The organism is Massilia sp. ZL223, from assembly GCF_018119395.1.
Classification (GTDB): Bacteria; Pseudomonadota; Gammaproteobacteria; order Burkholderiales; family Burkholderiaceae_D; genus Telluria.
This window is the reverse complement of sequence record NZ_JAGPWD010000017.1, coordinates 1-26,405: the sequence shown is the minus strand read 5'-3', so window position 1 is coordinate 26,405 and position 26,405 is coordinate 1. Positions and strand designations below refer to the sequence as shown.

The following is a 26,405-nucleotide window of genomic DNA, read 5'->3' as shown; positions in this document are numbered from 1 at the left end:
CATTGATCAGCATCAAACCAGGAAATAAAAAACGCGCGGCCGAGGCCGCGCGTTTCGCTATGGATTTGCCGTTGCCGGCAGAGCGAGAAGGACTTACCAGGTCATCTTGAGGGTGTACTTGCCGCTGACCGAGCCGGTGCCGCCGCTGTAGTACACGACGCGCACATAGCGGGTCGAGGTGGTGGTGCCGGTGTTGGCCGAGTTGTAGCTGTCGACCGCGCCGGTGCCGTTCTCGCTCTTGCCCAGCAGGGTGCCGGCGCTGTTGTACACGTGCAGGTCGTAGTCCGAGCTGCTGTTCGGGGTCAGGACCGCGCTCAGGGTCTTGCCTGCCGGCAGATCGACACGGAAGTAGTCGGTGTCGGTGCTGCTGCCCATGTTGCCGCTCATGGTGGTGCCGCTGGTGCTCACCATGTTGGCGGTGCCCATCGTGTTGTTCGACTCGGTTTCGGTGCTTGGCGGCGGATCGATGATCACCGCCGAGTTGACCGCGGCGGTCGCGTCGACGATGCCGGTGCCGCAGCCCGAGCACGAAGCCGGGAAGGCGCGCGCGGTCGACTTCAGCTTGGATTCGATGTCGTCCGGGGTCAGCGACGAGTTCACTGCCAGCATCAGCGCAGCCACGCCGGCGACGTGCGGGGTCGCCATCGAGGTGCCCTGATAGCCGGCGTAGTTGTCCGATGCCGGTGCGCCGGTGCCCGAGTTCAGGGTCGACAGCACGCTGTAGCTGCCGTCGCCGCCCGGTCCGGCCACGTCGACCAGGGTGCCGTAGTTCGAGTACGAGGCACGGCCGCCGGTCTTGCCGGTTGCGGCCACGGCGATCACGCCCGAGCAGTTCGCCGGGCTGGCGTTGCTGACGTTCATCGCATCGTTACCAGCCGCGACGACAACGACTGCGCCGCGCGAACGGGCGCCGTTGATCGCAGCCTGGGTGGTCGAATCGCAAGCACCGCCGCCGCCCAGCGACAGGTTCAGCACGCGCGCCTTGTTGGCGTTGGCCGGCACGCCGGTCACGGTACCACCGGAGGTCCAGGTGATCGCGTCGGCGATGTCCGAGGTGTAGCCGCCGCACTTGCCCAGCACGCGGGCCGGAACGATCTTGGCGTTGTAGGCAACGCCGGCGACGCCCAGGCTGTTGTTGGTGCGCGCGGCCACGGTGCCGGCCACGTGGGTGCCGTGCCAGCTCGAGGTCTGGGCGCGGGTCGGTTCGCCATTGCCGCACTCGCCGATGGCGATCGCATCGCCCGGGTCGCTCGCATCGCTGTCGCGGCCGTTACCGTCGTTCGACACGAAGGTGTCGCCGATGAAGTCGTAGCCCTGCAGGATCTGGCCGCTCAGGTCGGCGTGCGGACGGTAGCCGGTGTCGATCACGGCGACGACCACGCCGGTGCCGGTCGACTTGTCCCAGGCGGTCGGCAGGCGCAGGCCGCCGGTGGCGTCGGTGTAATGCCACTGCTGGCTGTACATCGGGTCGTTGGCGGTGGCCATGTGGGTCATGATGCGGTCCGGCTCGGCGTACTCGATGTTCGAGTCGCGGGCCATCATTTCGGCGGCCAGGGCTTGCACGTCCTTCAGGCCGCGCTTGCCGTTCAGCTTGAACACATGGGCGCCCGTCGAAATCGTGTGGCTTTCACGGACGGTCATACCGAACTGCTGGCCTGCGCGGTCCAGCTTGGCCTTGCGGTCGCTGGTCATGCCGGCAACCTTCGCCACGCCCTTCATGGCGGCGGCCGAATCCTTGTATTTCACGATGATGCGGTCGGTTTCCATCAGGCCCGGGACCGGCTTGCCGTTGCCGGCGCCTGCGCTGGCCGAGACCGAGACGACTGCCAGCGAGACCGCTGCGCAGAGTTTCAACATTGCTGGATGAATCGAATGCGAGTGCTTCATGCTTCTTCCTTATGTTTGGTTTTCCGTCAAGCGATTGCTCGCCTGTATAGTTGCTGTAACCGGCAGGACCGGTGCCATCTGAAGTGGCGAGAGCAGCGTATCCGGAAAGGAAGAATCACCGAGCAGAAATTTTTAGCGAATGAGTTGTATTTACAACATCTGCACGGACGTCTGCGACAGAAACATGATTTATTCTGTCGTTTTCAAGAAAGGCAAAATTTTCAATGCCAAAATCGCCTATGCCGCGCGCATATGTGTGCATCCAAGCATTAACTCCCGATAAATAATCATCCTATACTTTTGATCGCCGGCCAGGCCGCGCGGCCGTTCATGACACAAACAAGGCCATGTCCTAGGGCAAGTAAATATCTGCCACCGGAAACTTGCTTACGACGCATGCGAACATTGGATGGCGAAGAGTGAAAAGCCTTTTTAACTTTTTTTCGAAAAACCCTTGCACACACCGAATTCCAACCTCTATAATTCGGGCCTCTTCGGACGTGATGACAAACGTCAGACAGAAACCTCTGATAGAGAGAACGGGCGCTTAGCTCAGTTGGTAGAGCGGATCCCTTACAAGGATTAGGTCGGGAGTTCGACCCTCTCAGCGCCCACCAAGCATCAGATGGTTGATCGAAGTAATGATCAGAGTAAACGGAGCGGTAGTTCAGTTGGTTAGAATACCGGCCTGTCACGCCGGGGGTCGCGGGTTCGAGCCCCGTCCGCTCCGCCAGCATCAAAGAAAAAGGTTCGCTTCGGCGGACCTTTTTCTTTTTCCTTTTCCTTTTTCTTCATGCGCGGCGCAGTTCCGGATGGCCGATCTCGACGCGATCACGTCCGTCGCGTTTTGCCGCATACAGTGCATGATCGGCGCGCGCCAAGGCCGCGCTCAAGTCCTCGTTCGGATCCAGCACCACCACGCCGATACTCACCGTCATCGTGTACGACGGACCGCTCGTGATCACGGTCGCATTGCGCACCGCCACGCGCAGGCGCTGGGCCGCCTGCACCGCGCCGTCGAGGTCGGCGCCCGGCATGATCATCGCGAACTCTTCCCCGCCCAGGCGGCCGATGGTCTCGTGCTCGCGCAGCACGGCGCGCGCGGTGCGGGCGAACACCATCAGCGCCTCGTCGCCGCTCGCATGGCCCCAGCGGTCGTTGAGCTGCTTGAAGTGGTCGATGTCGATCATCATCAGGGCGAGCGGACGGCGCTGGCGCTGGGCCGCCAGGCGCGCCTGCTCGGCGCGCTCGAGGAAGGCGTGGCGGTTGGGCAGTCCGGTCAGGAAATCGGTGGTGGCCAGGCGCGCCATCTCGGCATCGTCCTTCTGCTTGCACAGCAGCAGGAAGCCGAAGCCGTTCACGATCATCAGGAGGTAGCCCATCAGGTAGGCGAATTCATAAGAATCGCCCTGGCTAAACAGCGCGCCCCCCTGGATGCCGGACCAGGCCGACCAGCCGACAGCCAGCGCGAACAGCGCATCGTTGACGCCGATGATCAGCTGCAGCGGCGAGGCGCTGCGCAGGCCGGCGGCGAAGCGCGTGCTGAAGCGGCGCGGGCGCAGCAGGATCCAGGCCATGGTCGCGGCGAACAGCGCCACTACGCAGGCCACCATGGTCCCCAGCTGGCCGTGGCTGGCGCCCATGCTGCCGGCGGCCAGCACGATGGCCGAGGACAGCGCGGTGATCGGCAGCAGCAAGCGGCCCCAGCGCGTAAATTCGAAGAACAGGCAATAGGCCGCCACTTCGGCCGATACGGCGAGAATCCAGGCCACGCCCTCGACGCCGGGCGGCAGCGCCAGGCCCAGTTGCGGACGCATCCAGCCGAGGAGCTGGCTCGCCCCCATGCCGAGCCGCGCCCACATCCACAGGCGCAGGCCGGGGTTCGGCTTGGCGCCGAAGGTATAGCCTGCCATCAGGACGGCAAAGGCGATGTTGCCGATGCCGAGCGCGAGCAGAAAAGTGTGGGTGTCGATCACGGCCCATCCTTCATGGGTGAAGCGACAACTATGTTATTCACATAACATATATTGCCGCAAAGAATTATGGTACACGCTTTTGCCGTGTGCGGCGCGCACGTTTGAAGTCTTTTGGACAAGCTGCGACACCCCACCTCGCAGGGGGCGCTTTTTTGATGCGCGGCAGCATGCGTTAGGGGATAATCAACAGACAACATTAATTCTTGACCGCACTGGAGCGTTCGTGATTTTCGGTTTCCTCAAGCCCCCTCAGATGTCGCCGCGCCTGCACCGCCTGAAGAACACGGCGCTGTTCAGCACACTGACACCGCTGGAACTGAAGATCGTCGACGGCCTGCTGCACGAACGGCGCTACCTGAAGGACGAAATCATCTTCGACGAGGGCGAGGAAGGCCAGGCGCTCTACCTCCTGATGAGCGGCCGGGTGCGCATCACCCGCCTGCACGAGGGCACGGTCCAGGTCGTGGCCGAGCTGGAGCCGGGCGGCTTCTTCGGCGACCTGGCCCTGCTCGACAACTCGCCCCGCAACGCCCAGGCGCGCGCCATCGAGCCCTGCGAAATGGCGGTGTTTTTCCGCGCCGACTTCCTCGGCCTGATGGAAACCGACACCGTGATCGGCTACAAGATCTCGCTGGCGCTGGCGCGCCACATCGGCCGCCGCCTGCGCGAATGGATGGGCACAGGGCGTCCGCAGCTGGAAGCGCTATGAACGAGAGCGAACGCGCCGGCCCCATCGTCTGGACCGGCATCATCGCCGTCACCTGCGTGCTGCTGCTGGTGGTGAACAAGCTGCTGTGGCTGGCCCTGCCCTTCATCTTCGGCACCGTGCTGCACTACATCCTGCTGGGGCCGATGCAGCGCATGGTGCGCGCCGGCTATGGCCGCAACGCCGCCGCGATGTGGGTCTGCCTGCTGTTCTTCTCGCTTGCCTCGTTGGCGCTGGCGGCGATCCTGAGCTGGAGCCACGGCCCGGAAGAAGACTCTTGGGAAAAGACCATCGGCCTCTACCTGGATGGCGGCGTGGCCTTCGTGCACAACACCATGACCCTGCTGGAAGCGCGCTTCCCGGTGCTGGCGGAGATGCGCCTGACCTCGACCGTCAACAAGGCCTTCCGCACCTACACCGACAACTTCGCGCAGGAGCACCTGGGCGAGATCCTGGTCGGCGTGGCGACCTGGGTGCCGCTGATGCTGCTGGTGCCCTTCCTCACCTTCTTCTTCCTGCGCGACGGCCTGCGCTTCAAGAAATTCCTGGCGCGCGCGGTGCCCAACGCCTACTTCGAACGCTCGCTCTACCTGCTGCACGAAGTCGACCAGACCGCGCGCCGCTACTTCGAAGGCCTGCTCAAGCTGACCGTGCTCGACACCGCCGTGCTGGCGCTGGGCCTGTACACCATCGGCGTGTCCTCGCCCCTGCTGCTGGGCCTGATCTCGGCGGTGCTGGCCTGGGTGCCTTTCGTGGGCTCGGTGGCCGGCTGCGTGCTGGTGGTGATCGTGGCCTCGACCGATGCGCCCAACAATCCCCTCGTGGCCTACGGCGCGATCGGCGTATTCGTGCTGGTGCGCCTGCTGGACGACTTCGTGTTCATGCCGCTCACCCTGGGACGCAGCCTGCGCGTGCATCCGCTGGTGACGGTGCTGATGATCTTCGTGGGCGGCGCGCTGGCCGGCGTGGTGGGGCTGATGCTGGTGCTGCCGCTGCTGGGGGTGGTGATGGTGATCGGCGAAACCCTGGGGCGCCTGGTCACCAATCCGCGCCTGCGGGCACGGCACCGCTATGCGCGGGCGCTGCGCACGCGCCAGGCCAGCGTGGACCTGGACATCGCGCGCGAACGGCGCGGGGCGCCCACGCCCAATGCGAAATGATCCGGGCGCTGTAAATATACAAAAAACAAGCCCATTTGAACAAATGAAATATTGGCTTATACTTGAGCCAGGTCGTCGCTCGCCCAGCGACCCGGCAGGCGCATCCGCCGCCGCTTGACCACCCCACCGATGCGCAGGCGCGACCGCCGCGCATCCCCGCCAAGCTGGCGTAGACCAGCTTCCCGATCATCCTCAGACCGGGTTTTGCCCGGGATCGACACGTCCATGATTCCACGACCAGCCATATCATTCACCCGCCCTTCCCGGCTGCTCCTGCTGGCCGGCGCCCTGGCCTTGCCTTCCGTGCACGCGGCCGCGACTAAACAGGAAACGGCGCCCGCCGCGGCCGAATTCAAGGAACTCAGCGGCTCCTACCCGCGCGAGTGCAGCGCGCCCGTGAGCGCCAGCCTGGCGCCCCTGGGCCAGCCCTCGGTGCGCCAGTGCGCCTGGAGCGGGCATGTGGAGATGCTCTACTGGGCCTCGGTGCCCGCCCCCGCCGCTGGCTGCCTGACGCCGGCCGCCCTGGCCTGGCATCAGCTGGCCCGTTCGGTCACGACGGCGGTCCCGCCCTGGAACAACGCGGCTGCCGGCCAGGCCCTGCTCACCAATCCGGGTACCGCCGGCATGCAGCAGGCGGCTGCGGTCTGGCGCCAGCCCGACGGACAGTGGTCCGCCGTGCTGTGGCGCTGGGAACCATCGAGCCGGGCCGCCACGCGCGCCTGGCAGGCCGGGCACTGGAACGATGTCGCCAACGCCGTGCGCGCGCTGGACGCCGGCAAGCTGGCGGCGCCTTCCGCCCTGCTCCAGGCCTGGCTGGCGTCGTCGAAGGACAAGCCGCGCCTGCTCGACGGCGGCACCTGGCGCTGGCTGGCGGATGGCGCCTGCCTGAACCTGCAGACCGCGGTCAACGCCCAGGCCCGCCTGCACCTGCCCCATTCGCGCGACGACGCGCGCCAGGAACAGCGCAGCGCCATGCAGGTCCAGCTGGCGCGCCGCTTCCCGAATGCCGAATGGCTGCAGCCCTTTACCCTGCTCGAACCGGGCGTACCGGGGGCGCGCACCGGCGCCAAGTTCGTCGCCGTGTGGAAGGAGGCCAATGCCGTGCAGGGCCGCCTGTGGATTCCCCTGCCCAAAGACGGCGGCATCGTGCGCGCCCACGTCACCACCGCCGCGCCGGTGGGGAACTCGGAACGCGCGCAGGAAATCACGAAGCAGCGCGCGGCCCTGATCGAGCGCGAGCTGAGCGCGCTGGCCCACGCCTGGGAGGCAAGCCATGAATGACGAACTGTCCACGCCGCTCTGGCTGCTGTCCCCGCTGGCCGTGCTGGGCGCGGGCCTGATGCTGGCCCTGGTGCTCGGCCTGCTGCTGCAGCGCTTCAAGGTGCCCAAGCTGTATGGCGCGGTGATCGCCGGCCTGCTGCTCGGCGCCACGGGCCTGGACGTGATCGACCGCGCCCTGCTGACCCAGTTCCAGGAACTGCTTAACGCCGCCGCCGCCCTGGTGCTATTCGAGGTCGGGCGCAAGATGGACCTGGCCTGGCTGCTGCGCAGCGGCCGCCAAGGCGCCAGCCTGCTGCTGGCCACCGTCCTGCGCGGCGCGGCCACCGCCATCATCCTGGCCCTGCTCGGCCTGCCCTGGAGCGCGGCCATCTTCATCGGCTCGATCCTGATCGCGGTGAACCCGGTGATCGTCAGCTCCATGGTGGCCGACGAAAACGCCAGCGGCACCTCGACCTTCGCCACCAACAACATGGTCGGCATCAGCAACCTGGTGGCCCTGCTGGCGCTGGGCCTGACCCTGGCATGGACCCGCAGCCACGGCGTCGACGCCACCGCCGGTTTCGGCGAAGAACTGGTGCGCCAGGGCGGCAAGCTGGTGCTGGGCGCGCTGATCGCCGTGTTCTCCTACGGCGTGTATGCGCTCGCCACCCGCCTGTGCAAGGTGCCCGCCACCATGCGCCCCGGCATGCTGCTGGCCGCGCTGCTGATCGACCTCGGCCTGTGTTCGATATCGGCCGCCAGCGCCCTGCTCTCGCTGCTGCTGATGGGCGTCCTGCTGCGCAACGTCGAGAAGCGCGACAACGTGTTCCAGGCCCAGCTCAAGACGGCCCAGGACATCGGCTACGTGCTGCTGTTCCTGATGTCGGCCGCCCTGGTCGACCTGCGCCTGGTGCTGGAAGGCTGGATCTGGGTCTCGGCCTGCGTGGTGTTCGCGGTGCGCATCGCCGCCACCCGCGTCGCGCTGTGGCCGGCCACTGCCTGGAGCGAGCGCAAGAAGCATGCGATGGCCTTGTCGATGTGCTCCCTGGTGAGCTACGGCGGGCTGGTGGTCGACAACTCGCTGAACGCCTATACCGGCCTGGATCCGTCGTCCACCGCCGTCATGAACATCCTGCTGGCGCTGAACGTGCTGCTGGCGCCCGGCCTGACCTGGCTGGGCCTGCGCCTGGCGGGCGAAACCTACCGAGGAGGTGCCCAATGAATGGACCAACGACTGGACTCTTGATCAACGAAGAAGCGATCGGCGCGCCGAGCGCCGACGAACAGGCGCGTGCCGTGTCTGGAGAAGGCCCGGCCTTCCTGCCCGACTTCAAGCCCTCGACCCTGGGCACCATGGGCATCGAGCTCGAGCTGATGGTGCTCGACCGCCTGACCTTCGACCTGTTCCCGGCCGCGCCGGACATCCTGCGCCTGCTCGACAAGCAGGACAAGCCCTGGGTCCACACGCCGGAGATCACCACCTCGATGCTGGAGGTGGCGACCTCGATCCTGCAGTCCTTCGACGAGGCGGCGGGGCAGCTGGAGCACATCCGCAGCACGGTGCAGCGCGCGGCCTTCGAAGTCGGCGCCTCGATCTCGGGCGGCGGCGCGCATCCCTTCCAGAAGTGGAACGAGCAGCGCATCTATCCCAAGGAACGCTACTTCGCCTCGGAGCGCAAGTTCGGCTACCTGGCCAAGCTGTTCACCGTGTTCGGCATGCATGTGCACATCGGCGCCGGCACCGCGGACGAGGCGACCCGGCTGTGCGCCTGGCTGACCCAGCGCGCGCCCCTGTTCATCGCGCTGTCGAGCAATTCGCCCTGCTGGCAGGGCGAAAGCTCGGGCTTCTGCAGCTCGCGCAGCAATGTGGTGAGCGCCTTCCCGATGAGCGGCATCCAGCCCGAGCACATCCGCAGCTGGCAGGACTTCCGCGAGCATTTCGACCGCCTGGCCGCGCACGGCATCGTCAAGAGCATCAAGGATTTCTACTGGGACGTGCGGCCCAAGCCGGAATACGGCACCATCGAACTGCGCGTGCTGGACACGCCGCTCAAGCCGATCTACGCGGCGGCGCTGGCCTGCTATGCGCGCGAGCTGTGCCTGGAGTTCGCCGCCCAGCCGGGGCGCTGGCCGTCGAACGGCAGCCGCGAGTTGTACACCTGGAACCGCTTCATCGCGGCGCGCGACGGCGTGGGCGGGGAGTGGATCGATCCGGAGAACGACAAGGCGGTGCCGATCGCCGAGGCGGTGCGGGCCGACCTGACGCGCCTGAAGCTGCGCTCGCAAGATCCGGGCTTCGGCAAGGCCTGCGAAGTGATCGAGCAGCTGATGAAGGATGGTGGCCAGGCAGGCTGGCTGCGCGCCCACCTGGACGCGGGCGGCGGGATGAACGACCTGGCGCGCATGGCCAGCGAGCTGTTCGAGAGCGCCAGCGTATAAACACCGTCGCCCCGGCGGAGGCCGGGGCCCAAGTTCTGCATAAGCTAACCAAACGCTCAACTTGGACCCCGGCCTCCGCCGGGGCGACGTTCTACTGCTAACTGAAGAATTACTTGCGTCCGGCTTTTGGCTTGCTCTTGATGGTCGACAGGATCGACGGCTTGGACTTGGACGACGCGGCAACCACCGCCGCCGGCGCACGCTCGACGCGCACCTGCACTTTGTCGCGGCCGCGCTTGCCCATCTCGCGCTCCGGCATCGGCGCACCCGGCATGCGCTTGCGGTCGCGCGTGACGACATGCTCGGGCGCGAACTCGGCGCCCGCCGGCGGAATCAGGTGGCGTTCGCCGGTGCCGATCAGGTCCGAACGGCCCATGCGCTTCAGGGCGTCGCGCAGGATCGGCCAGTTCTCCGGATCGTAGTAGCGCAGGAAGGCCTTGTGCAGCTTGCGCACCTTGCCGCTCTTGGCCGTCTCGACCACTTCCGATTCTTCCGTCACCTTGGCCAGCGGGTTCTTGCCCGAGTGGTACATGGTGGTCGCCATCGCCATCGGCGTCGGCGTGAAGGTCTGCACCTGGTCCAGCTTGAAGTTGTTCTTCTTCAGCCACAGGGCCAGGTTCAGCATGTCCTCGTCGGTGCAGCCCGGGTGGGCGGCGATGAAGTAAGGGATCAGGTACTGCTTCTTGCCCGCCTCCAGCGAATACTTGTCGAACAGGCGCTTGAATTCGTCGTAGGCGCCGATGCCCGGCTTCATCATCTTCGACAGCGTGCCCTGCTCGGTATGCTCCGGCGCGATCTTCAGCAGGCCGCCCACGTGGTGGGTCACCAGCTCCTTGACGTATTCCGGCGAACGCACCGCCAGGTCGTAGCGCAGGCCCGAGCCGATCAGGATCTTCTTGATGCCGGGGATCGCGCGCGCCTTGCGGTACAGCGAGATCAGCTTGCTGTGGTCGGTGCCCAGGTTGCTGCAGATGGTCGGATAGACGCAGGACAGGCGGCGACAGGATTCCTCGATCTTCTTGTCCTTGCAGGCCAGCCGGTACATGTTCGCGGTCGGGCCGCCCAGGTCGGTGATGGTGCCGGCGAAGTTCTTGGTGGTGTCGCGGATCAGTTCGATCTCGCGCAGGATCGAGGGCTCCGAGCGGCTCTGGATGATACGGCCTTCGTGCTCGGTGATCGAACAGAAGGTGCAGCCGCCGAAGCAGCCGCGCATGATGTTGACCGAATAGCGGATCATTTCCCAGGCCGGGATATGGGCCTTGCCATAGCTCGGGTGCGGGGCGCGCGCGTACGGCAGGTCGTAGACGTTGTCCATCTCGTCCATGGCCAGGGGCAGCGGCGGCGCGTTCAGCCACACGTCGCGGTCGCCGTGCTGCTGCACCAGCGCGCGCGCATTGCCGGGGTTCGACTCCAGGTGGAACACGCGCGAGGTGTGCGCGTACATCACCGGGTCTTCGCTCACGGTCTCGAAGGACGGCAGGCGCACCACGGTCTTGCGCGCCTTTTCGCGGGCGGCGGCCTGGCGCTCCTCGCGCGTCATGATGACCACCGGCTTCACTTCCGGTTCCGGCTTGGCGTTCTCGGTGGCGCAGGCCTTGGTGTCTTCCTGGGCCATCGCATACGGATTCGGATGCGTGTCGACGCGGCCCGGCACGTCGACACGGGTCGAATTGTGCACGCTCCACTCTTCGTCCGGCAGCCAGCCGTGCGGCACCAGGAAGGCGGTGCCGCGCAGGTCGCGGATGGTCTTGATGTTCTCGCCCGCGGCAATGCGGCGGGTGAGGTCGACCAGCGCGCGCTCGGCATTGCCGAAGATGAGCAGGTCGGCCTTCGATTCGAACAGCACCGAGCGGCGCACCTTGTCCGACCAGTAGTCGTAATGGGCGATACGGCGCAGCGAGGCCTCGATGCTGCCGGCGATCACCGGCACGCCCGGGAAGGCTTCGCGGGCGCGCTGGCAATAGACCGTCACGGCGCGGTCGGGGCGTTTGTTCGGCTCGGCGTTCGGGGTATAGGCGTCGTCGGAACGGATCTTGCGGTCGGCCGTGTAGCGGTTGACCATCGAGTCCATGTTGCCGGCGGTAACGCCCCAGTACAGGTTGGGCTTGCCCAGTGCGCGGAAGGGCTCGACCGAGGTCCAGTCCGGCTGGCTGATGATGCCCACGCGATAGCCCTGCGCTTCCAGCAGGCGGCCGACCAGCGCCATCCCGAAGCTCGGGTGGTCGATGTAGGCGTCGCCCGTGATCAGGATGATGTCGCACGAATCCCACCCGAGCTTGTCCATTTCGGCACGGGACATCGGGAGGAAAGGCGCGGCGGGAGCGCGGCTGGAACGCTTGGGAACGCTCGCGAAAAGATTGGCTGGGGAGTTCATTGGCCGGTATTTTACCGGAAAACCGTCTCCGGGACGCCGATCGCCCCGGAAAATGGCTTAACTATCAATGACTTGTGGCATTAATGCCAGCTTAGATGCCCATGTTCGACAGAATATTGCCGAGCTCGCGCAGGCCGCTCGCGACGTTCGGATGGCGCACATTGAAGCGGGCCGCCAGCTCCTGGGTGCGCGAGGAAAGGCCGAAGGTATTGTGGTCGAGTTCCTGCTCGGCGCGGCGTTCCAGCACCTTGTCGATGTCGCCGTCGAGCTGGCGCAGCAGGGTTTCCAGTTCCGGGTCGACGTCGTCGGTTTCCTGCAGGTGGCGATGCAGGGTGCGCAGGTGCGCTTTCAGGATTTCGTCGTTGTCGTTTTGCATCGTGTCCTCCGGTGGTGAGCACGATTCATTGTACGGCAAGGTGGGCCGGGGCCGTACACGACTGCGGTTGAGTGTGTGGTGTTTATAGAAACTTGGGTCCCCGCCTGCGCGGTGACCCAAGTTTGCCAGCAGGCTACAAACGCCTTACTTGGCCGTCAACCCGCGACGCTCCAGCAGCGGCTCCACCTTCGCATCACGCCCGCTGAAGTTGCGGTACATCTGCATCGCATCGATGGTGCCGCCACGCGACAGCAGGGTCTTGCGGAAGTGGTCGCCGTTCTTGCGGGTCAGGCCGCCGTTTTCCTTGAACCAGTTGACGGTGTCCGCGTCCAGCTTCTCGGCCCACAGGTAGCCGTAGTAGCCGGCCGAGTAGCCGCCCGAGAAGGTGTGCGAGAAGTAGGTGCTGCGGTAGCGCGGCGGCACCAGGGCGAAGTCGACACCGGCCTTCTTCAGCGCCTCGGCTTCAAAAGCCAGAACGTCGGTCGGGATCTGGTCGGGCGACAGCTGGTGCCAGGCCTGGTCCAGCAGCGAAGCCGCCAGGTACTCGGTGGTGCGGAAGCCTTCGTTGAACTGCTGCGAGGCTTGCACCTTGTCCAGCAGTTCCTTCGGCATCGGCTCGCCGGTCTGGTAATGCCTCGCGTAGTTGGAGAGGACCTCCGGCCAGGCCATCCACATCTCGTTCACCTGCGACGGGAACTCGACATAGTCGCGCGGCACGCGCGAACCCGAGAAGCGCGGGTACTTCACGTCCGAGAACATGCCGTGCAGGGCGTGGCCGAATTCGTGGAAGGTGGTGCGCACTTCGTCATAGGTCAGCAGGGTCGGCTCGCCCGCAGCCGGCTTGGCCACGTTCAGGTTGTTGGCGATGACCGGCTTGGTGCCCAGCAGGTGGCTCTGGCCCACCCAGGCATTGGCCCAGGCGCCGCCGCGCTTGTTCGAGCGCGCATACGGGTCGAAGGTGAAGATCGCCAGCTGCTTGCCATCGTGGTCGAACACGTCGAACACGCGCACGTCCTCGTTATAGGTCGGCAGGTCCTTGCGCTCCTTGAAGCTGATGCCGAATTCCTTGTTGGCGGCGAAGAACACGCCGTCCTGCAGCACGCGGTTCAGCTCGAAGTAAGGCTTGAGCTGGCTGGCGTCGAAGGCGTAGCGCTGGGCGCGCACCTTGTCGCTGTAGAAGCCCCAGTCCTGCGCGGCGGCCTGGAAACCGCCTTTCTCGGCGTCGATCACCTTCTGGATTTCAAGCGCTTCCTTGCGTGCGTTGTTCACGGCCGGCTTGGCGAATTCGGCCAGCAGGCTGTTGACGGCCTTGGTGTTCTTGGCGGTCTGGTCTTCCAGGTTGTAGGCCGCGTGGTTCGGATAGCCCAGCAGCACGGCGCGCTCGGCGCGCAGCTTGGCGATCTTCAGCACGGTGTCGCGGGTGTCGAACTCGCCGCCGCGGTTGCCGCGCGCCAGCGAGGCGGCCAGCAGCTTCTCGCGGGTGGCGCGGTTGGTCAGTACCGACAAGCCGGCCTGCTGGGTGGTGTTCACGACCGGGATCACGAACTTGCCATCCAGGCCGCGCTTCTTGGCTTCAAGAGCGGCGGCGTCGATCGCCTTGTCCGACAGGCCGGCCAGCTCTTCGCGGGTGTCGACCACCAGCGCCGACGCATTCGCTTCCTTCAGGGTGAACTGCGCGAACTGGGTCTGCAGGGCGGCCAGCTGGGCGTTGTAGTCCTTCAGCTTGACCTTGTCGGCGTCGGAGAGCTTGGCGCCGGCGCGCACGAAGTCGGTGTGGTAGCGCTCGAGCAGGTACTTCGACTCGGCGTCCAGTTTCAGGCTGTTGCGCTTGTCGTACAGGGTCTTGATACGCTGGTAGAGCTTCGGGTTCAGGCGGATCGCGTCGCCGTGGGCGGCCAGCTTGGGCGCCAGTTCCTTGCTCAGTGCGATGATGCTGTCGTTGGTGTAGGAGCCCGACAGGGTGCCGAAGGCGGCGCTCACGCGGTCCAGCAGGCGGCCCGAGCGCTCCATGGCGACGATGGTGTTCTCGAAGGTCGGCGCGGCCTTGTTGTTGGCGATCGCCTCGACCTCGAGGGCCTCCACGCGCATGCCCTCGGCGAAGGCCGGCGCGAAGTGCTCGTTGCGGATCTTGTCCCAGGCCGGGTAGTTGAACGGCAGGCTGCTTTCCTTGGCGAAGGGATTCGACGCCTCCAGCTGGGAAGCGGGGGCGGCCCAGGCGGGAGCCAGTGCGGCGGCGCCGGCAGCGGCGGCGGCAACGAGCAGGATGTGTGGACGGTTCATGGTGTCTCTATGTGATATGGGTAGGACGAACGACACGCCGCCCCGGCGCCGCTTGTGGCGGCGCAGGGGCGGTGCGAAGGATTAGTTGCCGGTCAGGCCGCGGCGCTCCAGCAGCGGCTCGATGATCGGGTCGCGGCCGCGGAAGTTGCGGAACAGGTCCATCGCGTCGGCGGTGCCGCCGCGCGACAGCAGGGTCTTGCGGAAGTGGTCGCCGTTCTTGCGCGACAGGCCGCCGTTCTGCTTGAACCACTCGACGGTGTCGGCGTCCAGCTTTTCGCTCCACAGGTAGGCGTAGTAGCCGGCCGAGTAGCCGCCGTTCATCGAGTGCGAGAAGTAGGTCGTGCGGTAGCGCGGCGGCACCGGCGCGAAGTCGGCGCCCGCATCCTTCAGCGCCTTGGCTTCGAAGGCCAGCACGTCGGTCGGGATCTCGCTCGGCGTGAGCTGGTGCCAGCGCTGGTCGATCAGCGAGGCGGCCAGGTATTCGGTGGTCAGGTAGCCCTGGTTAAACTTCTTCGAGGCGACCACCTTGTCCAGCAGTTCTTTCGGCATCGCGGCGCCGGTCTTGTGGTGCCTGGCGTAGTTGCTGAGAACCTCAGGCCAGATCGCCCACATCTCGTTGACCTGGGACGGATACTCGACGAAGTCGCGCGGCACGCTGGTGCCCGAGAAGTGCGGGTACTTCACGTTCGAGAACATGCCGTGCAGCGCGTGGCCGAACTCGTGGAAGGCGGTGCGCACTTCGTCGTAGGTCAGCAGGGTCGGCTCGCCGGCGGGCGGCTTCGGGATGTTCAGGTGGTTGCCCACCACCGGGCGGCGGTTCAGCAGGGTCGACTGCGACACGTATTCGTTCATCCAGGCGCCGCCCTGCTTGTTGGCGCGCGCATAGGGGTCGAACAGGAAGATCGCCAGCTGCTTGCCGTCGTGGTCGAACACGTCGAACACGCGCACGTCCGGGTCGTACACCGGCAGGTCCTTGCGTTCCTTGAAGGTGATGCCGAATTCCTTGGTGGCGGCGAAGAACACGCCGTCGACCAGCACGCGGTTCAGTTCAAAATAGGGACGCAGCTGGTTCTCGTCGAAGTTGTAGCGGGCGGCGCGCACCTTGTCCTGGTAGATCGGCCAGTCCCAGGAGGCGATCTGGAAACCGCCTTTCTCGGCGTCGATGACCTTCTGGATCTCGGCCGCTTCCTTCTTCGCGTTGTTCACGGCCGGGCCGGCCAGTTCGCCCAGCAGCTTGTTGACGGCGGCCGGATTCTTGGCGGTTTCCAGTTCCTGCGAATAGGCCGCGTAGTTCGGGTAGCCCAGCAGCGCGGCGCGCTCGGCGCGCAGCTTGACCAGGCGCAGCACCAGCTCGCGCGCATCGAATTCGCCGCCGCGGCTGCCGCGGTTGAGCGATGCCTGCATCAGGCGCTCGCGGGTGGCGCGGTTGGTCAGCGTGGCCAGCGCAGGCTGGCTGCTGGTGTTGACGATGGCGATGGCGTACTTGCCCTTCTGGCCGCGCTTTTCCGCTTCGGCGGCGGCGGCGGCGATCTCGGCTTCCGACATGCCGGCCAGCTCCTCGCGGCTGCCCACGACCAGCGCCGAGGCATTGGCTTCCTTCAGCACGCGCTGCGAGAATTCCGACTGCAGCGAGGCGATCTCGCCGTTGTAGGCCTTCAGCTTCTGCTTGTCGGCATCCGACAGATTGGCGCCGGCGCGCACGAATTCCTTGTACACGCGCTCGAGCAGGTGGTTCGACTCGGCGTCCAGCTTGAGGCTGGCGCGCTTGTCATGCAGGGTCTTCACGCGCTGGAACAGCTTCGGGTTCAGGTAGATGGCGTCGTTGTGCGCCGCCAGCTTGGGCGACATCTCGCGGTCGATGGCGTCCAGGCGGTCGTTGGTGTTGGCGGTCTGCAGGTTCGAGAACACGGCCGACACGCGGCCCAGCAGCTGGCCGGAACGCTCCATGGCGACGATGGTGTTGGCGAAGCTCGGCGCGGCCTTGCTGTTGGCGATCACGTCCACTTCGCGCAGCTGCTCGCGCATGCCGGCGGCGTAGGCGGGCAGGAAATGCTCGTCCTTGATCTTGTCGAAAGCCGGGTAGTTCAGCGGCAGGCTGCTTTGCTTGGCGAACGGGTTGGAGGCGTCGAGGGCGGCTGCGCTGGGAGCGGCGACCGCCGCGTGCGCCAGTGCGATGCTGGCTGCAAGGATGAGCAGTTGTGGACGGTTCATGAGATCTTTCTCGGACTCTTAGGGAAGGAGCTGCCGGGCAAGCTCGACAGCTGTGCGCGGAGATCATAGCAGGCTTATATGCAGGTCGTCACATGAAAAGAGGTATGCACACGACATGTCCGGACATCCCGTATTTACGGGCGTAATGACGCGTATGGACAGCGCGAATACGCGCCGTGTTAGCATCCGCCGGCCTCCCATTTTTTTGATTCCATGGACGCTGACAACCACTCCTACGACGCCATCGTGGTCGGCACCGGCCCCGGCGGCGCCAGCGTGGCGCGCGAACTGGCGCGCGCCGGCAGCCGCATCCTGATCCTCGAACAGGGCGGCGCTGCGCCGCTGGCCGGCACCTTGACCCAGATGGCGGCCATGGCGGCCGTCCCCGGACGCGGCGCCTTCGTGCACCGCGACGCCTCGCTGCTGGTCGGCGGCGCCACCCTGGGCGGCAGCACGGCGGTGAATTTCGCCACCGCCGCCCCGCCGCCCGGCGCCATGTTCGCGGCCCACGGCATCGACCTGGACCCATACATCGCCGCGCTGCGCGCCGAGCTGCCGATGGCGCCCCTGCCGGACCACCTGGTGGGCCCGATGGCCGCGCGTATCGCCGAGGCCGCGCGTGCCGCCGGCTTCGCATGGCGCAAGCTGGACAAGATGATCCGGCCGCAGTCCTGCCGCAGCGGCTGCTGGCGCTGCGTCTACGGCTGTCCCTTCGGCGCCAAGTGGACGGCGCGCGACTTCGTCGAGGAAGCCCGGCGCGACGGCGCGGTACTGGCGTCCGGCAGCCGGGTGCTGCGCGTGCTGGTGGAGGAAGGCCGGGCGCGCGGCGTGGAATTCGTGCGCGGCGGCCAGGCGCAGGTGGCCAGGGCGCCGCTGGTGGTGCTGGCCGGGGGCGGCATCGGCAGCCCGCGTATCCTGCACCGGTCCGGCCTGGGGCCGCGCCATGCGCCCTTCTTCAGCGATCCGGTGGTGGCGGTGATGGGCAGCGTGGAGGATCTCGACGGCGGCGCCGAGGTGCCGATGGCGGCCGGGGCGCACTTCGCGGAACAAGGCATCGCGCTGGCCGACCTGACCCTGCCGCGCCCGATGTACCAGGCCTTCGCGGCCCAGGTGGGCCGCTTCGACCGCCTGCTGGCGCACCGGCGCACGCTGTCGGTGATGGTCAAGATCCGCGACGAGATCGGCGGCGCGGTCGGCCAGCGCTGGGCGGACAAGCGGCTGGCGCCGGCCGACAAGGACAAGCTGCGGCGCGGAACGGAAATGGCGCGCGCCATCCTGCGCCAGGCGGGGGCGCGCAATGTGTTCAGTACCTGGCATTTCGCGGCGCATCCGGGCGGCAGCGTGCGTATCGGCGCGGGGGTGGATGCGGGGCTGGAAACGGGAACGCCGGGGCTGTTCGTGTGCGATGCCTCGGTGATTCCGGAACCGTGGGGCTTGCCGCCGACGCTGACTTTGCTGGCGTTGGGGAAGCGATTAGGACAGCAGCTGGCGGCACGCTGACAATCTTTTTGCCGTTAGCAGAGAGACCGTCGTTCCGGCGAAGGCCGGAACCTAAGTTTGCATGCAAAACGGCTGCGCGACGAACTTGGGTTCGGCCTTCGCCGGAACGACGTGCTGGCGGCACGGGCTGACGACCACAGATCAGTAATGCGGCGGTCTTTCGTTCAGGGGAGTCTGCCGCCCATCCTGCAAGCTGCGGACATGTTCGGCGAGCTTGGCCACCATCACTTCGAGCTGGTCGATGCGGCGGCCCTGCTGGTAGATGGTCTGGTTCAGCGTCTCCACCAGGTCTTCCTGGTGGGCGAGCTTGATTTCGATATCGACGAAACGGTCTTCGTGGTCCATGGCGCCTCCGGCGGCAAAGCCGGCATTATGCCAGCCCTGCCGCCGGGCAGTGCTTAACCGAAGGGGATGTAGTCCATGCCCTTGGCGACGATGTCGATCACGTTGCCCTGGTTTTCCGGGCTTTCGCTGAAGGCCATCAGGATCTGCGCGCGGCTGTGATGCTTGATCACGTCGACCCAGTAGGCCTTGCCGCCGGCGTCCGGTTCGCGGTTCAGGACGTTGTCGTAGAGCTCGATGACGAACTGTTCGTCGGTCAGGTTCTTGCCGTACAGGGTCTCGAACTCGACGGTGCCGTCCGGGGCCTTGATGGTCATGAACTCGTTGGCCATGCGCATCAGGTCGGTGCCGCTTTCCATGCGCTGGATCCAGTAGCCCATGCCGCCGATGTCGGGAGCGCGGTCGAACACCGCCTGGTAGAGGCGGAAGATCTGGCCGGCGACGCCGTCGTCGTCGATCGCCTTCCAGCCGTCGGCGAACTGCAGGCGCTCGACGCCGATCACGGTGTCGGTGCCGCCGCCGCCGACATTGTCGGTCACGGTATAGCCCCAGGCGGCCTTGGCGACGGTGTAGTTGGCCTTGTTGCCGCTGAAGACGGCGACGTCGGTGCCGGCGCCGCCGGTCGCGGCGGTGCTGCCGTCGCCCATGGTGAAGACGTCCTTGCCCGCGGTGCCGTTCTGGTAGCCGGCGTTCGCGATCGCCACATTCAGGTAGCTGCCGGCCGCAGTGGAGTTGTCGGCCTGGTCCTTCGACACCACGCTCACCTGGAAGTTACCGTTCGGCAGAGGGGCCGCGGTGTGGCTCCAGGTGCCGTCGGCGCCGACGGTCGCGCTGCCGAAGCGCTGGACCGTGGTGTCGTCGACGATGTAGAGCTGCATGGTGGTGCCGACTTCGCCGGTGCCGCTGAACACGGGGCGGTTGTCGCCGCTGACCTGGACCACGCTGCCGGTCGGGACGGTCGGCGCGGTCGCGTCGACGTTGAAGTCCACGGTGGCGCTCGGCGCCGAGGTGTTGCCGGCGGCATCGGTCGCGGTCGCGTGGACGGTGTAGCCCATGCCATCCGGGAAGTCGATCGAGGATTCGGCCTTCCACAGCCCGTTCTGGTCGGCCACCACGGTGGCGATCAGGGTGGTGCCGGAATAAACCTTCACCGTCGAGCCAGCCTCGGCCGCGCCGGTCATGCCGGGCTTGCTGCCGCGGGCGTAGTTGAACTGGTTATGCGTCACCACGAAGGTCGGGGCCGCCGGCGCGACCGTATCGACCACGGCCGCGCGCTGGACCGTCATGTCCGAGAACTTCAGCTGCTCCACCGAGCGCAGCGTGTCCACGCCCTCGGCGCTGCTGCTCACCTGCAGGGCGCCGTCCGCCAGGTTGGCGAACGTATAAGCGCCGCGTGCGCCGCCAAAGACCATCGTATCCGTACCTTCTCCGCCGTCGATCATGTCATTGCCTCCGTTTCCTTGTAAGGTGTCGTCGTAACGCGTTCCCGTGAGGGTGTCCGCGCGATTGGTTCCAGTGATGTAGCGGGCGCCGGTGACGCTGTTGACGCCGAGCGCGCCGCGCAAGCCGTCTCCGCCATACAGCCAGTTCAGGGCTGCGATGTCGTAGGGGCTGAACGTCGAATGAGCACCGCCGGTCATGTTGTAGGACAGCAGGGTGTTGTTGGTGTTGTCCTCGGAACTGGGCAGGACGGTGCTGTTTTCGGGTTCGGTTTCGAACGGGTGCTTGAGGCCGAGCGCGTGACCCAGCTCGTGCAGCAGGGTCTCGTAGCCGGCGCCGCCCGGGGTCAGGTTCTGGTTCTGCGCCCGGAATTCCACATTGTCGAGATAGACGTAGGCATCGACGTTATATTCGCTCAGGGTCGTGCCGCTGTAGCTGTACGGCGAAGTCCAGCTGCACAGGCCCGTGGTGCGGTAGTCCGCGATGTCGATATTGCAGAGATGGATGTGCGCACTGTCGCCGGATGCCGTCTCGACGAAGGAAATACCGGTCGTCTGCTGCAGGTAGCTGAACGCGTCGCGCGCGGCAGCCTGCTGGGATGCCGAGAACGCTTCCTGTCCGCTCTTGCCGCTCTCGTTGCCGGAGGCAATCGAGAAGGTGTAGTAGATCGTGTTCGCCGTGCCCGTCAGATAGTTCCAGTCGGGTCCTTTGTCGAGCAAGGCATCGATGTGCTGCAGGCCCGACAAGGGGGTGGTCAGTATTTCCGAAACGGTTGCCATCTTGACTCTCTTTGACTGTCGATTTGACTGTCGTTTTAACTATCTCTCAATGTTGAAACAGTGCAATAATCTTGCACCAATTCGCTAAGAGAAAGTATTTCCTGCTCAACAGTTGAAGTCAAATGGGAATTTCAATCGTGCGCACCCCTTGCCACCTCATCAAGGCTGGCGCACAACGTTCTCGAGGGCTTTTATTTTCTTGTCAACTAGGCACGGGCTTAGGTGTTGTCAATAATGCCTTCAAGTTCGCCAGGCGTTCCTTGGGACTGAGCACTTCAGTTTCTTTCGGCGGGGCGTCGCCGACGTCGAGCTGCATCTCCTTGATGAAGCGCGAAGGGTCGCAATTGACCAGTTCGCCGGCGCGCTTGCGGCGCTTGCACCAGGTGACGTGCAGGGTGCGCTGGGCGCGCGTGATGCCGACGTACATCAGGCGCCGCTCCTCCTGGATGCGGGCCGCGATCGACTCGACCGAATCGTCCGGATCGCCCTTGTGCGGCAGGATGCCTTCCTCGCAGCCGACCAGGTACACATGCGGATACTCCAATCCTTTGGAGGCGTGCAGGGTCGACATGCGCACCGCGTCCTGCTCCTCGTCCTGGCCTTCGAGCATCGACATCAGGGCCACCATCTGGGTTAGTTCCAGCAGGTTCTTTTCTTCGCCATCGCGGTCGCGTCCGCCGCGGCCGCGTTCCTTCAGCCAGTTGGTGAACTCGAGCACGTTCTGCCACTTGGCCTGGGCCGCGCGGTCGTCGAAGTTCTCGTACAGGTAGTGCTCGTAGTTCATCTCCTTCATCATGTCGTCGAGCACCTCGGCCGCGTTGTCGCCGCTGCCCGAGGGGCCGGGGCGGGTGGCGCGGTCTTCCAGCTCCAGCATGAAGCGGCAGAAGTCGCGCAGCGGCGCCAGCTGGCGCTCGGCCAGCTTGGCTTCCAGGCCGCCCTTGCGCGCGGCCTCGAACAGCGAGCAGTTCCACTGCTTGGAGAATTCGCCCAGGGTTTCGAGCGTGGCCATGCCGACCCCGCGCTTCGGGGTCGTGACGGCGCGGATGAAGGCCGGGTCGTCGTCCTGGTTCGCGATCAGGCGCAGGTAGGCGATGATGTCCTTGATCTCGGCCTTGTCGAAGAAGCTCTGGCCGCCCGACATGGTGTAGGGGATGCGTTCCTTGCGCAGGGCCTGCTCGATCACGCGCGCCTGGTGGTTGCCGCGGTACAGGATCGCGTAGTCGGACCACTTGTTCTTGCGCTGGAAGTGGTCGGCCGAGATCATGATCGCCACCTGGTCGGCTTCCTGGTCGTCGTTCTGCATGCCCAGCACATTGATCGGCTCGCCCAGGCCGTGCTCGGACCACAGCGACTTCTCGAACAGCTTCGGGTTGTTGCCGATGACGGCGTTGGCCGCCTGCAGAATGCGGGTGGTGGAGCGGTAGTTCTGCTCCAGCTTGATGACGCGCAGGTCGGGGAAGTCGACCTGCAGGGTCTTCAGGTTTTCCACCGAGGCGCCGCGCCAGGCGTAGATGGCCTGGTCGTCGTCGCCGACGGCGGTGAACATCGGCTTCTTGCCCAGGCCCGTCACCAGCAGCTTGACCAGCTCGTACTGGCAGGTATTGGTGTCCTGGTACTCGTCCATTAGAAGATAGCGCAGGCGGCGCTGCCAGCGGTCGCGGATCGGTTCGTTATTGCGGAACAGTTCCACCGGCAGGCGGATCAGGTCGTCGAAGTCGACCGCCTGGTAGGCCTGCAGGGTCGCCAGGTAGCTGCGGTAGACGCGCCCGGCCATGGCCTCGTCCTCGTCGCGCGCGTTGCGGATCGCGTCCTCGGGGTCGACCAGGCCGTTCTTCCACAGCGAGATCGCGTTCTGGATGCGGCGGATTTCCTGCTTGTCGGTGGTCAGCGCCAGGTCGGAGACGATGGTGTAGCAGTCGTCGCTGTCCATGATCGAAAACTTGTCCTTCAGGCCGACTCCGGCCGCTTCCTGGCGCAGGATCTTGACGCCCAGCGAGTGGAAGGTCGAGACGGTGAGCTGCTTGGCCTGCTTGGGCTGCTTGAGCAGCTTGGCGATGCGCTCCTGCATCTCGAGCGCGGCCTTGTTGGTGAAGGTGAGCGCGGCGATGGTGCGCGGATCGTAGCCGCGGTCTTCGATCATGTATGCGATCTTCTGGGTGATCACGCGGGTCTTGCCCGAGCCGGCGCCGGCCAGCACCAGGCATGGGCCGTCGAGATAGAGCACGGCTTCGCTCTGCGGCCCGTTGAGGCCGAATTTTGGTGCGTTGGACATGGGAAAGTTTCAGGAAGGCAGGCCGATATTTTAACGATCCGGCTGTCATGTGGAGCGATGCACAAAAGAAAAAATCTCGAGCTAGACAGGAATGCAACACTCTCGGTCCGGCGGCGGTGCGCGCGATGGAGTACCATTCGGTCTTTGGGGCGGCCGGGAGCCGGGCGCCCGCGCTTTTGAGGACGCTTTCACATGAAATTCGAACATCTTGTCGAGATCAACGATCCGATGAATCCGCTGGTGGACACCCTGACGCGCGAGCAGCTGTGGCGCGGCCTGGTGCTGCGCGCCGAATCGCCGATGATGTTCATGCCGCATCTGGACGAGTGCCAGATCCTGGACCGCGAAGCCGGCAGCTTCGGCCGCCGCCTGCGCTACGGCGAGCTGGTGATCGAGGACCGCGTGCACCTGACGCCGCTGCAGGAAGTGCGGGTCGACGTGCCGGCGCAGGGCGAAATCGCCGCTTCCAGCCTGCGCATGATCATCGAGTCGCCGACCAACGCGATGCTGCTGGTGCGCTTCTGCTACGACGACGGCACGGGCGAGCACACGGACGAAGCCAATGCGATGTACGACGAGTTCAAGAAGTCGGCGTACCAGGAGGCGGATATCGATACGGTGCGGATCGTGCGGCAGCTGGCGTCGGAGGGGAAGCTGGATGCGAGTTTGCTGAACTGAAGCTTCTGATCAACTGCTAGCCGTAAAACCGTCGTTCCGGCGAAGGCCGGAACCCAAGTTCTGCTTGCGTTCACACTGCTCAACGAACTTGGACCCCGGCCTTCGCCGGGGCGACGGTTTTAGGGCTAACGACGGAGTGTTACCGGACCTAGGTGCCCGGCTCCGTATCCGCCGGATCCGTCTCGCTTTCGCCTTTGGACAAGCAAGCCGCCAGGTCCCGCAGCGCCGTGCGCACGCCCTCCTCGATCACCGGGTGATAAAACGGCATCTCCAGCATCTTGTCGACCGTCAGCCGCATCTGCGCCGCCCACGACAGCGTATGCGCCAGGTGCTCCGCGCGCGGCCCGATCATCTCGGCGCCCAGGAACAGCCGGGTGCCGTATTCCCCGTACACCCTGAGCATTCCCTTGTTTTGCAACATGACGCGGCTGCGGCCCTGGTTCGTGAACGACACCTTGCCGATCGCGAACTTGCGCCGCCCGCCTGCGCACAAGGTCCGGTAGTCCTTGCCCAAGGTGGCGATATTCGGCTCCGTGAACGCGACCGCGATCGGCGTGCGGCGCAGCCCCGGACGCACGTCCGGATAGCGGCCCGCGTTGTCGCCGGCGATCTTGCCGTGGTCGGCCGCGTCGTGCAGCAGCGGGCGCTCGTTGTTGGCGTCGCCGGCGATGAAGATGTGGCTGTTCCCGCACTGCATTGTGCGCGCGTCGAACAAGGGAATGCCATCCTCGCCGCGCTCCAGGCCCGTGTGCTCGAGGCCGATGCCGTGCACATTGGGCGTGCGCCCCGCCGCCATCAGCACATACTGGAAGCGCTCCGTGGCTTCCTTGCCGAAGGCGTCGCTGACCGTCAGCGCCACCTCGCCCTCTTCCTGCACCGCCCTGACCACCTTCGACTGGAACTGGATGTCGAGCTCCTCGTTCAGCACCCGGCCAGCTTCGCGCAGCACTTCGGGGTCGGTGATGTGGGCGATGCTGCCGCCGCGCGCATAGAATTTGACGCGCACGCCCAGGCGGTGCAGGGCCTGGCCCAGTTCCAGGCCGATCACGCCGGTGCCGATCACGGCCACCGAGCGCGGCAGGTCGTCCCAATAGAACACATCGTCGCTGGTGACCACGCCCGGACCAACGTTCTCCAGCGCCGGCAGGCGCAGCGGGGCGGAACCGGTGGCGATCACGACGCGCGCCGCGTGGATCTCGGTATGCTCGTCCACCATCAGCGTATGCGGCCCCGTGAAGCGGGCATGGCCGCGCAGCTTGTCTTCGTCGGGGATGGCGTCCACGCCTTCCAGCACGAAGCCGACGAAGCGGTCGCGCTCGCGCTTGACACGGTCCATCACGGCCGGCCCGTCGATGCGCACCTCGCCCGCGTGCACGCCGAATGGCGCGGAGTGCTGCATCGCGTGCGCCGCCTCGGCGGCCGCGATCAGGAGCTTGCTCGGCATGCAGCCCACGCGCGCGCAGGTGGTGCCGTACACGCCGCTTTCGATCACCACGGTGCGCGCGCCCTGCGCCGTCGCCGCCCGGTAGGCCGTCATGCCGGCGGTACCGGTGCCGATGATGGCGACGTCCACTTCCAGTTTGTTCATCCTGCCTCCGCTATGGTCGGGTCATGAGCGTGACGATACGCCATTTTCGCGGAGCCGGCAGGCGGCCTACTTGTAGAGGACCTCGAAGGTGTAATTCAGTTCGATCACGCTGTCCGCCGGGATGCCCTGCGGTTGCGGATAGCGCTTCAGGGCGCGGTCGCCGAGCTGGGTGACCGCCTTTTCGATGCTGCCGGCGATCTCCTTGCTGTCGCGGTCGCGCTTCCAGTTTCCGTTGATCAGGCCGACCATCGCAAATTCCTGCGAATCGTTCTTCTGGAGTTCGATGCGCGGTACGCCCGGCAGGAAGCGCAGGGTCAGTTTGCCGCCCATGGAATAGGCGGCCGCCATGTCGGGATACCGCAATTCGGAGGCGATGGTCATGATCACGCCGGCCGTGTAGTTGCAATAGGCGAGCCGCTCGGGCTTCCACGCGGACAGCTCGGCGACGAAGCGGTCGGGATCGTTGACGGCCTCCTTGGCGATGCGGCAGGCCGGGTCCCGGAACGAACGGGTTTTCGACGCCCACCACAGCGCGGCGGCCACGTCCGGGCCGTTGGCGGGATCGGCGTAGCCGGCGGCCAGGCGCTCGGCGCCGCGCGCCATCCCGGCCGCATGGGCCTGCGTGTAGAAGCCCACGGCGCGCGCCCAGTCGCGGCGTACGCAAATGCCATGGTCGTACATGGTCCCAGCCATCAGCGCGACCTCGCGGTATTCCTGTTTCAGCCCGTACTTGAGCCATTCCACTGCCTCGGTGCAGTCGCGCTCTTCGATCTTGAGGGTGATGTTGGTGACGACGCTCTCGCCCGGCGTCTCGACCACCGCCGCTACCGGCAGGGAGATCAAGGACAGCAGCAGGGGAAGGACGGCGCGGGCGGGACGATTGGGCATGGCTTATTCCGGTGTTGTATGTATTCCAGGCCGGCACTCTAGCAGCTTGTTGCGCCTGGATTCTCACACATCGTCACGGCGCCTCGCTTCCCGGCTACTTGTATTCGATCTCGAAGCTGTACTTCACCTGGACCAGGGCGCCCGCCGGAATGCCCTGCGGCTGCGGATAGCGCTTCAGGGCGCGGGGGGGGGGGGGGGCCCCCCCCCGGGGGGGGGGGGCGGGGGGCGGGGGGGGGTTTGGGGGGGGCG

General features: G+C 65.8%; 18 protein-coding genes and 2 tRNA genes. 9 read left to right on the top strand and 11 right to left on the bottom strand.

What is annotated here, in order from left to right; all coding sequences use genetic code 11:
* Positions 1-93: 93 nt before the first annotated feature.
* Positions 94-1,887: a S8 family peptidase gene (locus tag KBW95_RS12325; RefSeq protein WP_229429711.1), complete on the bottom strand. Its 1,794-nt coding sequence runs from the start codon at positions 1,885-1,887 to the stop codon at positions 94-96.
* A 541-nt stretch (positions 1,888-2,428) separates the two neighbouring features.
* Between KBW95_RS12325 and KBW95_RS12320 the strand changes: the two genes are divergently transcribed.
* Together KBW95_RS12320 and KBW95_RS12315 are read left to right on the top strand one after the other, a co-directional pair.
* Positions 2,429-2,504 (top strand) — tRNA-Val (locus KBW95_RS12320).
* A gap of 39 nt (positions 2,505-2,543) precedes the next feature.
* Positions 2,544-2,620 (top strand) — tRNA-Asp (locus KBW95_RS12315).
* 58 nt (positions 2,621-2,678) lie between these two features.
* On the opposite strand, the gene KBW95_RS12310 is transcribed toward KBW95_RS12315, so the two are convergent.
* Positions 2,679-3,863, bottom strand: a complete 1,185-nt coding sequence (locus tag KBW95_RS12310) for a GGDEF domain-containing protein (protein ID WP_211528374.1) — start codon at positions 3,861-3,863, stop codon at positions 2,679-2,681.
* A gap of 223 nt (positions 3,864-4,086) precedes the next feature.
* Here KBW95_RS12310 and KBW95_RS12305 point away from each other — a divergent pair, with 223 nt between their 5' ends.
* From KBW95_RS12305 to KBW95_RS12285, 5 genes are all read left to right on the top strand, one after another.
* A complete protein-coding gene (locus tag KBW95_RS12305) occupies positions 4,087-4,572 on the top strand; it encodes a cyclic nucleotide-binding domain-containing protein (protein ID WP_211525165.1) in 486 nt (161 codons plus the stop codon).
* Complete coding sequence (locus KBW95_RS12300) at positions 4,569-5,729, top strand: AI-2E family transporter (protein WP_211525164.1); 1,161 nt, start codon at positions 4,569-4,571, stop codon at positions 5,727-5,729. The genes KBW95_RS12305 and KBW95_RS12300 overlap by 4 nt, the downstream gene beginning before the upstream one ends.
* A 225-nt stretch (positions 5,730-5,954) precedes the next feature.
* Positions 5,955-7,010, top strand: coding sequence for a hypothetical protein (locus KBW95_RS12295; RefSeq protein ID WP_211528373.1), 1,056 nt, complete (start codon positions 5,955-5,957; stop codon positions 7,008-7,010).
* A complete protein-coding gene (locus tag KBW95_RS12290) occupies positions 7,003-8,211 on the top strand; it encodes a cation:proton antiporter (RefSeq protein WP_211525162.1) in 1,209 nt (402 codons plus the stop codon). The genes KBW95_RS12295 and KBW95_RS12290 overlap by 8 nt, the downstream gene beginning before the upstream one ends.
* Entirely contained in the window at positions 8,208-9,428 is a 1,221-nt protein-coding gene (locus tag KBW95_RS12285; protein WP_211525161.1) for a YbdK family carboxylate-amine ligase, read from the top strand. The genes KBW95_RS12290 and KBW95_RS12285 overlap by 4 nt, the downstream gene beginning before the upstream one ends.
* A 109-nt stretch (positions 9,429-9,537) precedes the next feature.
* Here KBW95_RS12285 and KBW95_RS12280 read toward each other — a convergent pair whose 3' ends face one another.
* The 4 genes from KBW95_RS12280 to KBW95_RS12265 all read right to left on the bottom strand — a co-directional run bounded on the left by KBW95_RS12280 (position 9,538) and on the right by KBW95_RS12265 (position 16,669).
* Positions 9,538-11,727, bottom strand: coding sequence for a YgiQ family radical SAM protein (locus KBW95_RS12280; RefSeq protein WP_211528372.1), 2,190 nt, complete (start codon positions 11,725-11,727; stop codon positions 9,538-9,540).
* Between the two features lie 166 nt (positions 11,728-11,893).
* Positions 11,894-12,178 (bottom strand): DUF4404 family protein, encoded by a 285-nt coding sequence (locus tag KBW95_RS12275; RefSeq protein WP_211525159.1) that lies wholly within the window; start codon positions 12,176-12,178, stop codon positions 11,894-11,896.
* Positions 12,179-12,322: 144 nt separating this feature from the next.
* Complete coding sequence (locus KBW95_RS12270) at positions 12,323-14,458, bottom strand: M3 family metallopeptidase (RefSeq protein ID WP_211525158.1); 2,136 nt, start codon at positions 14,456-14,458, stop codon at positions 12,323-12,325.
* Positions 14,459-14,539: 81 nt separating this feature from the next.
* Positions 14,540-16,669: a M3 family metallopeptidase gene (locus tag KBW95_RS12265; RefSeq protein ID WP_211525157.1), complete on the bottom strand. Its 2,130-nt coding sequence runs from the start codon at positions 16,667-16,669 to the stop codon at positions 14,540-14,542.
* 213 nt (positions 16,670-16,882) lie between these two features.
* Here KBW95_RS12265 and KBW95_RS12260 point away from each other — a divergent pair, with 213 nt between their 5' ends.
* The gene (locus KBW95_RS12260; RefSeq protein WP_211525156.1) at positions 16,883-18,169 is read left to right on the top strand and encodes a GMC family oxidoreductase N-terminal domain-containing protein; all 1,287 of its coding nucleotides are present in this window, start codon (positions 16,883-16,885) and stop codon (positions 18,167-18,169) included.
* A 141-nt stretch (positions 18,170-18,310) separates the two neighbouring features.
* On the opposite strand, the gene KBW95_RS12255 is transcribed toward KBW95_RS12260, so the two are convergent.
* The 3 genes from KBW95_RS12255 to KBW95_RS12245 form a co-directional block, all read right to left on the bottom strand.
* Positions 18,311-18,514 (bottom strand): SlyX family protein, encoded by a 204-nt coding sequence (locus KBW95_RS12255; protein WP_211525155.1) that lies wholly within the window; start codon positions 18,512-18,514, stop codon positions 18,311-18,313.
* Positions 18,515-18,567: 53 nt separating this feature from the next.
* On the bottom strand, positions 18,568-20,730 hold the full coding sequence (locus KBW95_RS12250) for a DUF4214 domain-containing protein (RefSeq protein ID WP_211528371.1): 2,163 nt from the start codon (positions 20,728-20,730) through the stop codon (positions 18,568-18,570).
* Between the two features lie 202 nt (positions 20,731-20,932).
* Positions 20,933-23,002 carry a UvrD-helicase domain-containing protein gene (locus KBW95_RS12245; protein WP_211528370.1) on the bottom strand — a complete coding sequence of 690 codons (2,070 nt, stop codon included), beginning with the start codon at positions 23,000-23,002 and terminating at the stop codon, positions 20,933-20,935.
* Positions 23,003-23,194: 192 nt separating this feature from the next.
* On the opposite strand from KBW95_RS12245, the gene KBW95_RS12240 reads away from it, so the two are divergent.
* Positions 23,195-23,680, top strand: a complete 486-nt coding sequence (locus KBW95_RS12240; RefSeq protein WP_211525152.1) for an SRPBCC family protein — start codon at positions 23,195-23,197, stop codon at positions 23,678-23,680.
* Between the two features lie 148 nt (positions 23,681-23,828).
* Here the strand turns inward: KBW95_RS12240 and KBW95_RS12235 are convergent, their stop codons facing one another.
* Positions 23,829-25,268 carry a dihydrolipoyl dehydrogenase gene (locus KBW95_RS12235; RefSeq protein ID WP_211525151.1) on the bottom strand — a complete coding sequence of 480 codons (1,440 nt, stop codon included), beginning with the start codon at positions 25,266-25,268 and terminating at the stop codon, positions 23,829-23,831.
* A gap of 66 nt (positions 25,269-25,334) precedes the next feature.
* Positions 25,335-26,156, bottom strand: a complete 822-nt coding sequence (locus KBW95_RS12230; protein ID WP_211528369.1) for a sel1 repeat family protein — start codon at positions 26,154-26,156, stop codon at positions 25,335-25,337.
* Positions 26,157-26,405 lie beyond the last annotated feature (249 nt).

Coding starts and splice junctions, on each gene's coding strand:
- KBW95_RS12325 (WP_229429711.1), bottom strand. CDS start 1,887: ATGAAGCACTCGCATTCGATTCATCCAGCAATGTTGAAACTCTGCGCA.
- KBW95_RS12300 (WP_211525164.1), top strand. CDS start 4,569: ATGAACGAGAGCGAACGCGCCGGCCCCATCGTCTGGACCGGCATCATC.
- KBW95_RS12295 (WP_211528373.1), top strand. CDS start 5,955: ATGATTCCACGACCAGCCATATCATTCACCCGCCCTTCCCGGCTGCTC.
- KBW95_RS12290 (WP_211525162.1), top strand. CDS start 7,003: ATGAATGACGAACTGTCCACGCCGCTCTGGCTGCTGTCCCCGCTGGCC.
- KBW95_RS12285 (WP_211525161.1), top strand. CDS start 8,208: ATGAATGGACCAACGACTGGACTCTTGATCAACGAAGAAGCGATCGGC.
- KBW95_RS12280 (WP_211528372.1), bottom strand. CDS start 11,727: ATGTCCCGTGCCGAAATGGACAAGCTCGGGTGGGATTCGTGCGACATC.
- KBW95_RS12275 (WP_211525159.1), bottom strand. CDS start 12,178: ATGCAAAACGACAACGACGAAATCCTGAAAGCGCACCTGCGCACCCTG.
- KBW95_RS12270 (WP_211525158.1), bottom strand. CDS start 14,458: ATGAACCGTCCACACATCCTGCTCGTTGCCGCCGCCGCTGCCGGCGCC.
- KBW95_RS12265 (WP_211525157.1), bottom strand. CDS start 16,669: ATGAACCGTCCACAACTGCTCATCCTTGCAGCCAGCATCGCACTGGCG.
- KBW95_RS12260 (WP_211525156.1), top strand. CDS start 16,883: ATGGACGCTGACAACCACTCCTACGACGCCATCGTGGTCGGCACCGGC.
- KBW95_RS12255 (WP_211525155.1), bottom strand. CDS start 18,514: ATGGACCACGAAGACCGTTTCGTCGATATCGAAATCAAGCTCGCCCAC.
- KBW95_RS12250 (WP_211528371.1), bottom strand. CDS start 20,730: ATGGCAACCGTTTCGGAAATACTGACCACCCCCTTGTCGGGCCTGCAG.
- KBW95_RS12245 (WP_211528370.1), bottom strand. CDS start 23,002: ATGTCCAACGCACCAAAATTCGGCCTCAACGGGCCGCAGAGCGAAGCC.
- KBW95_RS12240 (WP_211525152.1), top strand. CDS start 23,195: ATGAAATTCGAACATCTTGTCGAGATCAACGATCCGATGAATCCGCTG.
- KBW95_RS12235 (WP_211525151.1), bottom strand. CDS start 25,268: ATGAACAAACTGGAAGTGGACGTCGCCATCATCGGCACCGGTACCGCC.
- KBW95_RS12230 (WP_211528369.1), bottom strand. CDS start 26,156: ATGCCCAATCGTCCCGCCCGCGCCGTCCTTCCCCTGCTGCTGTCCTTG.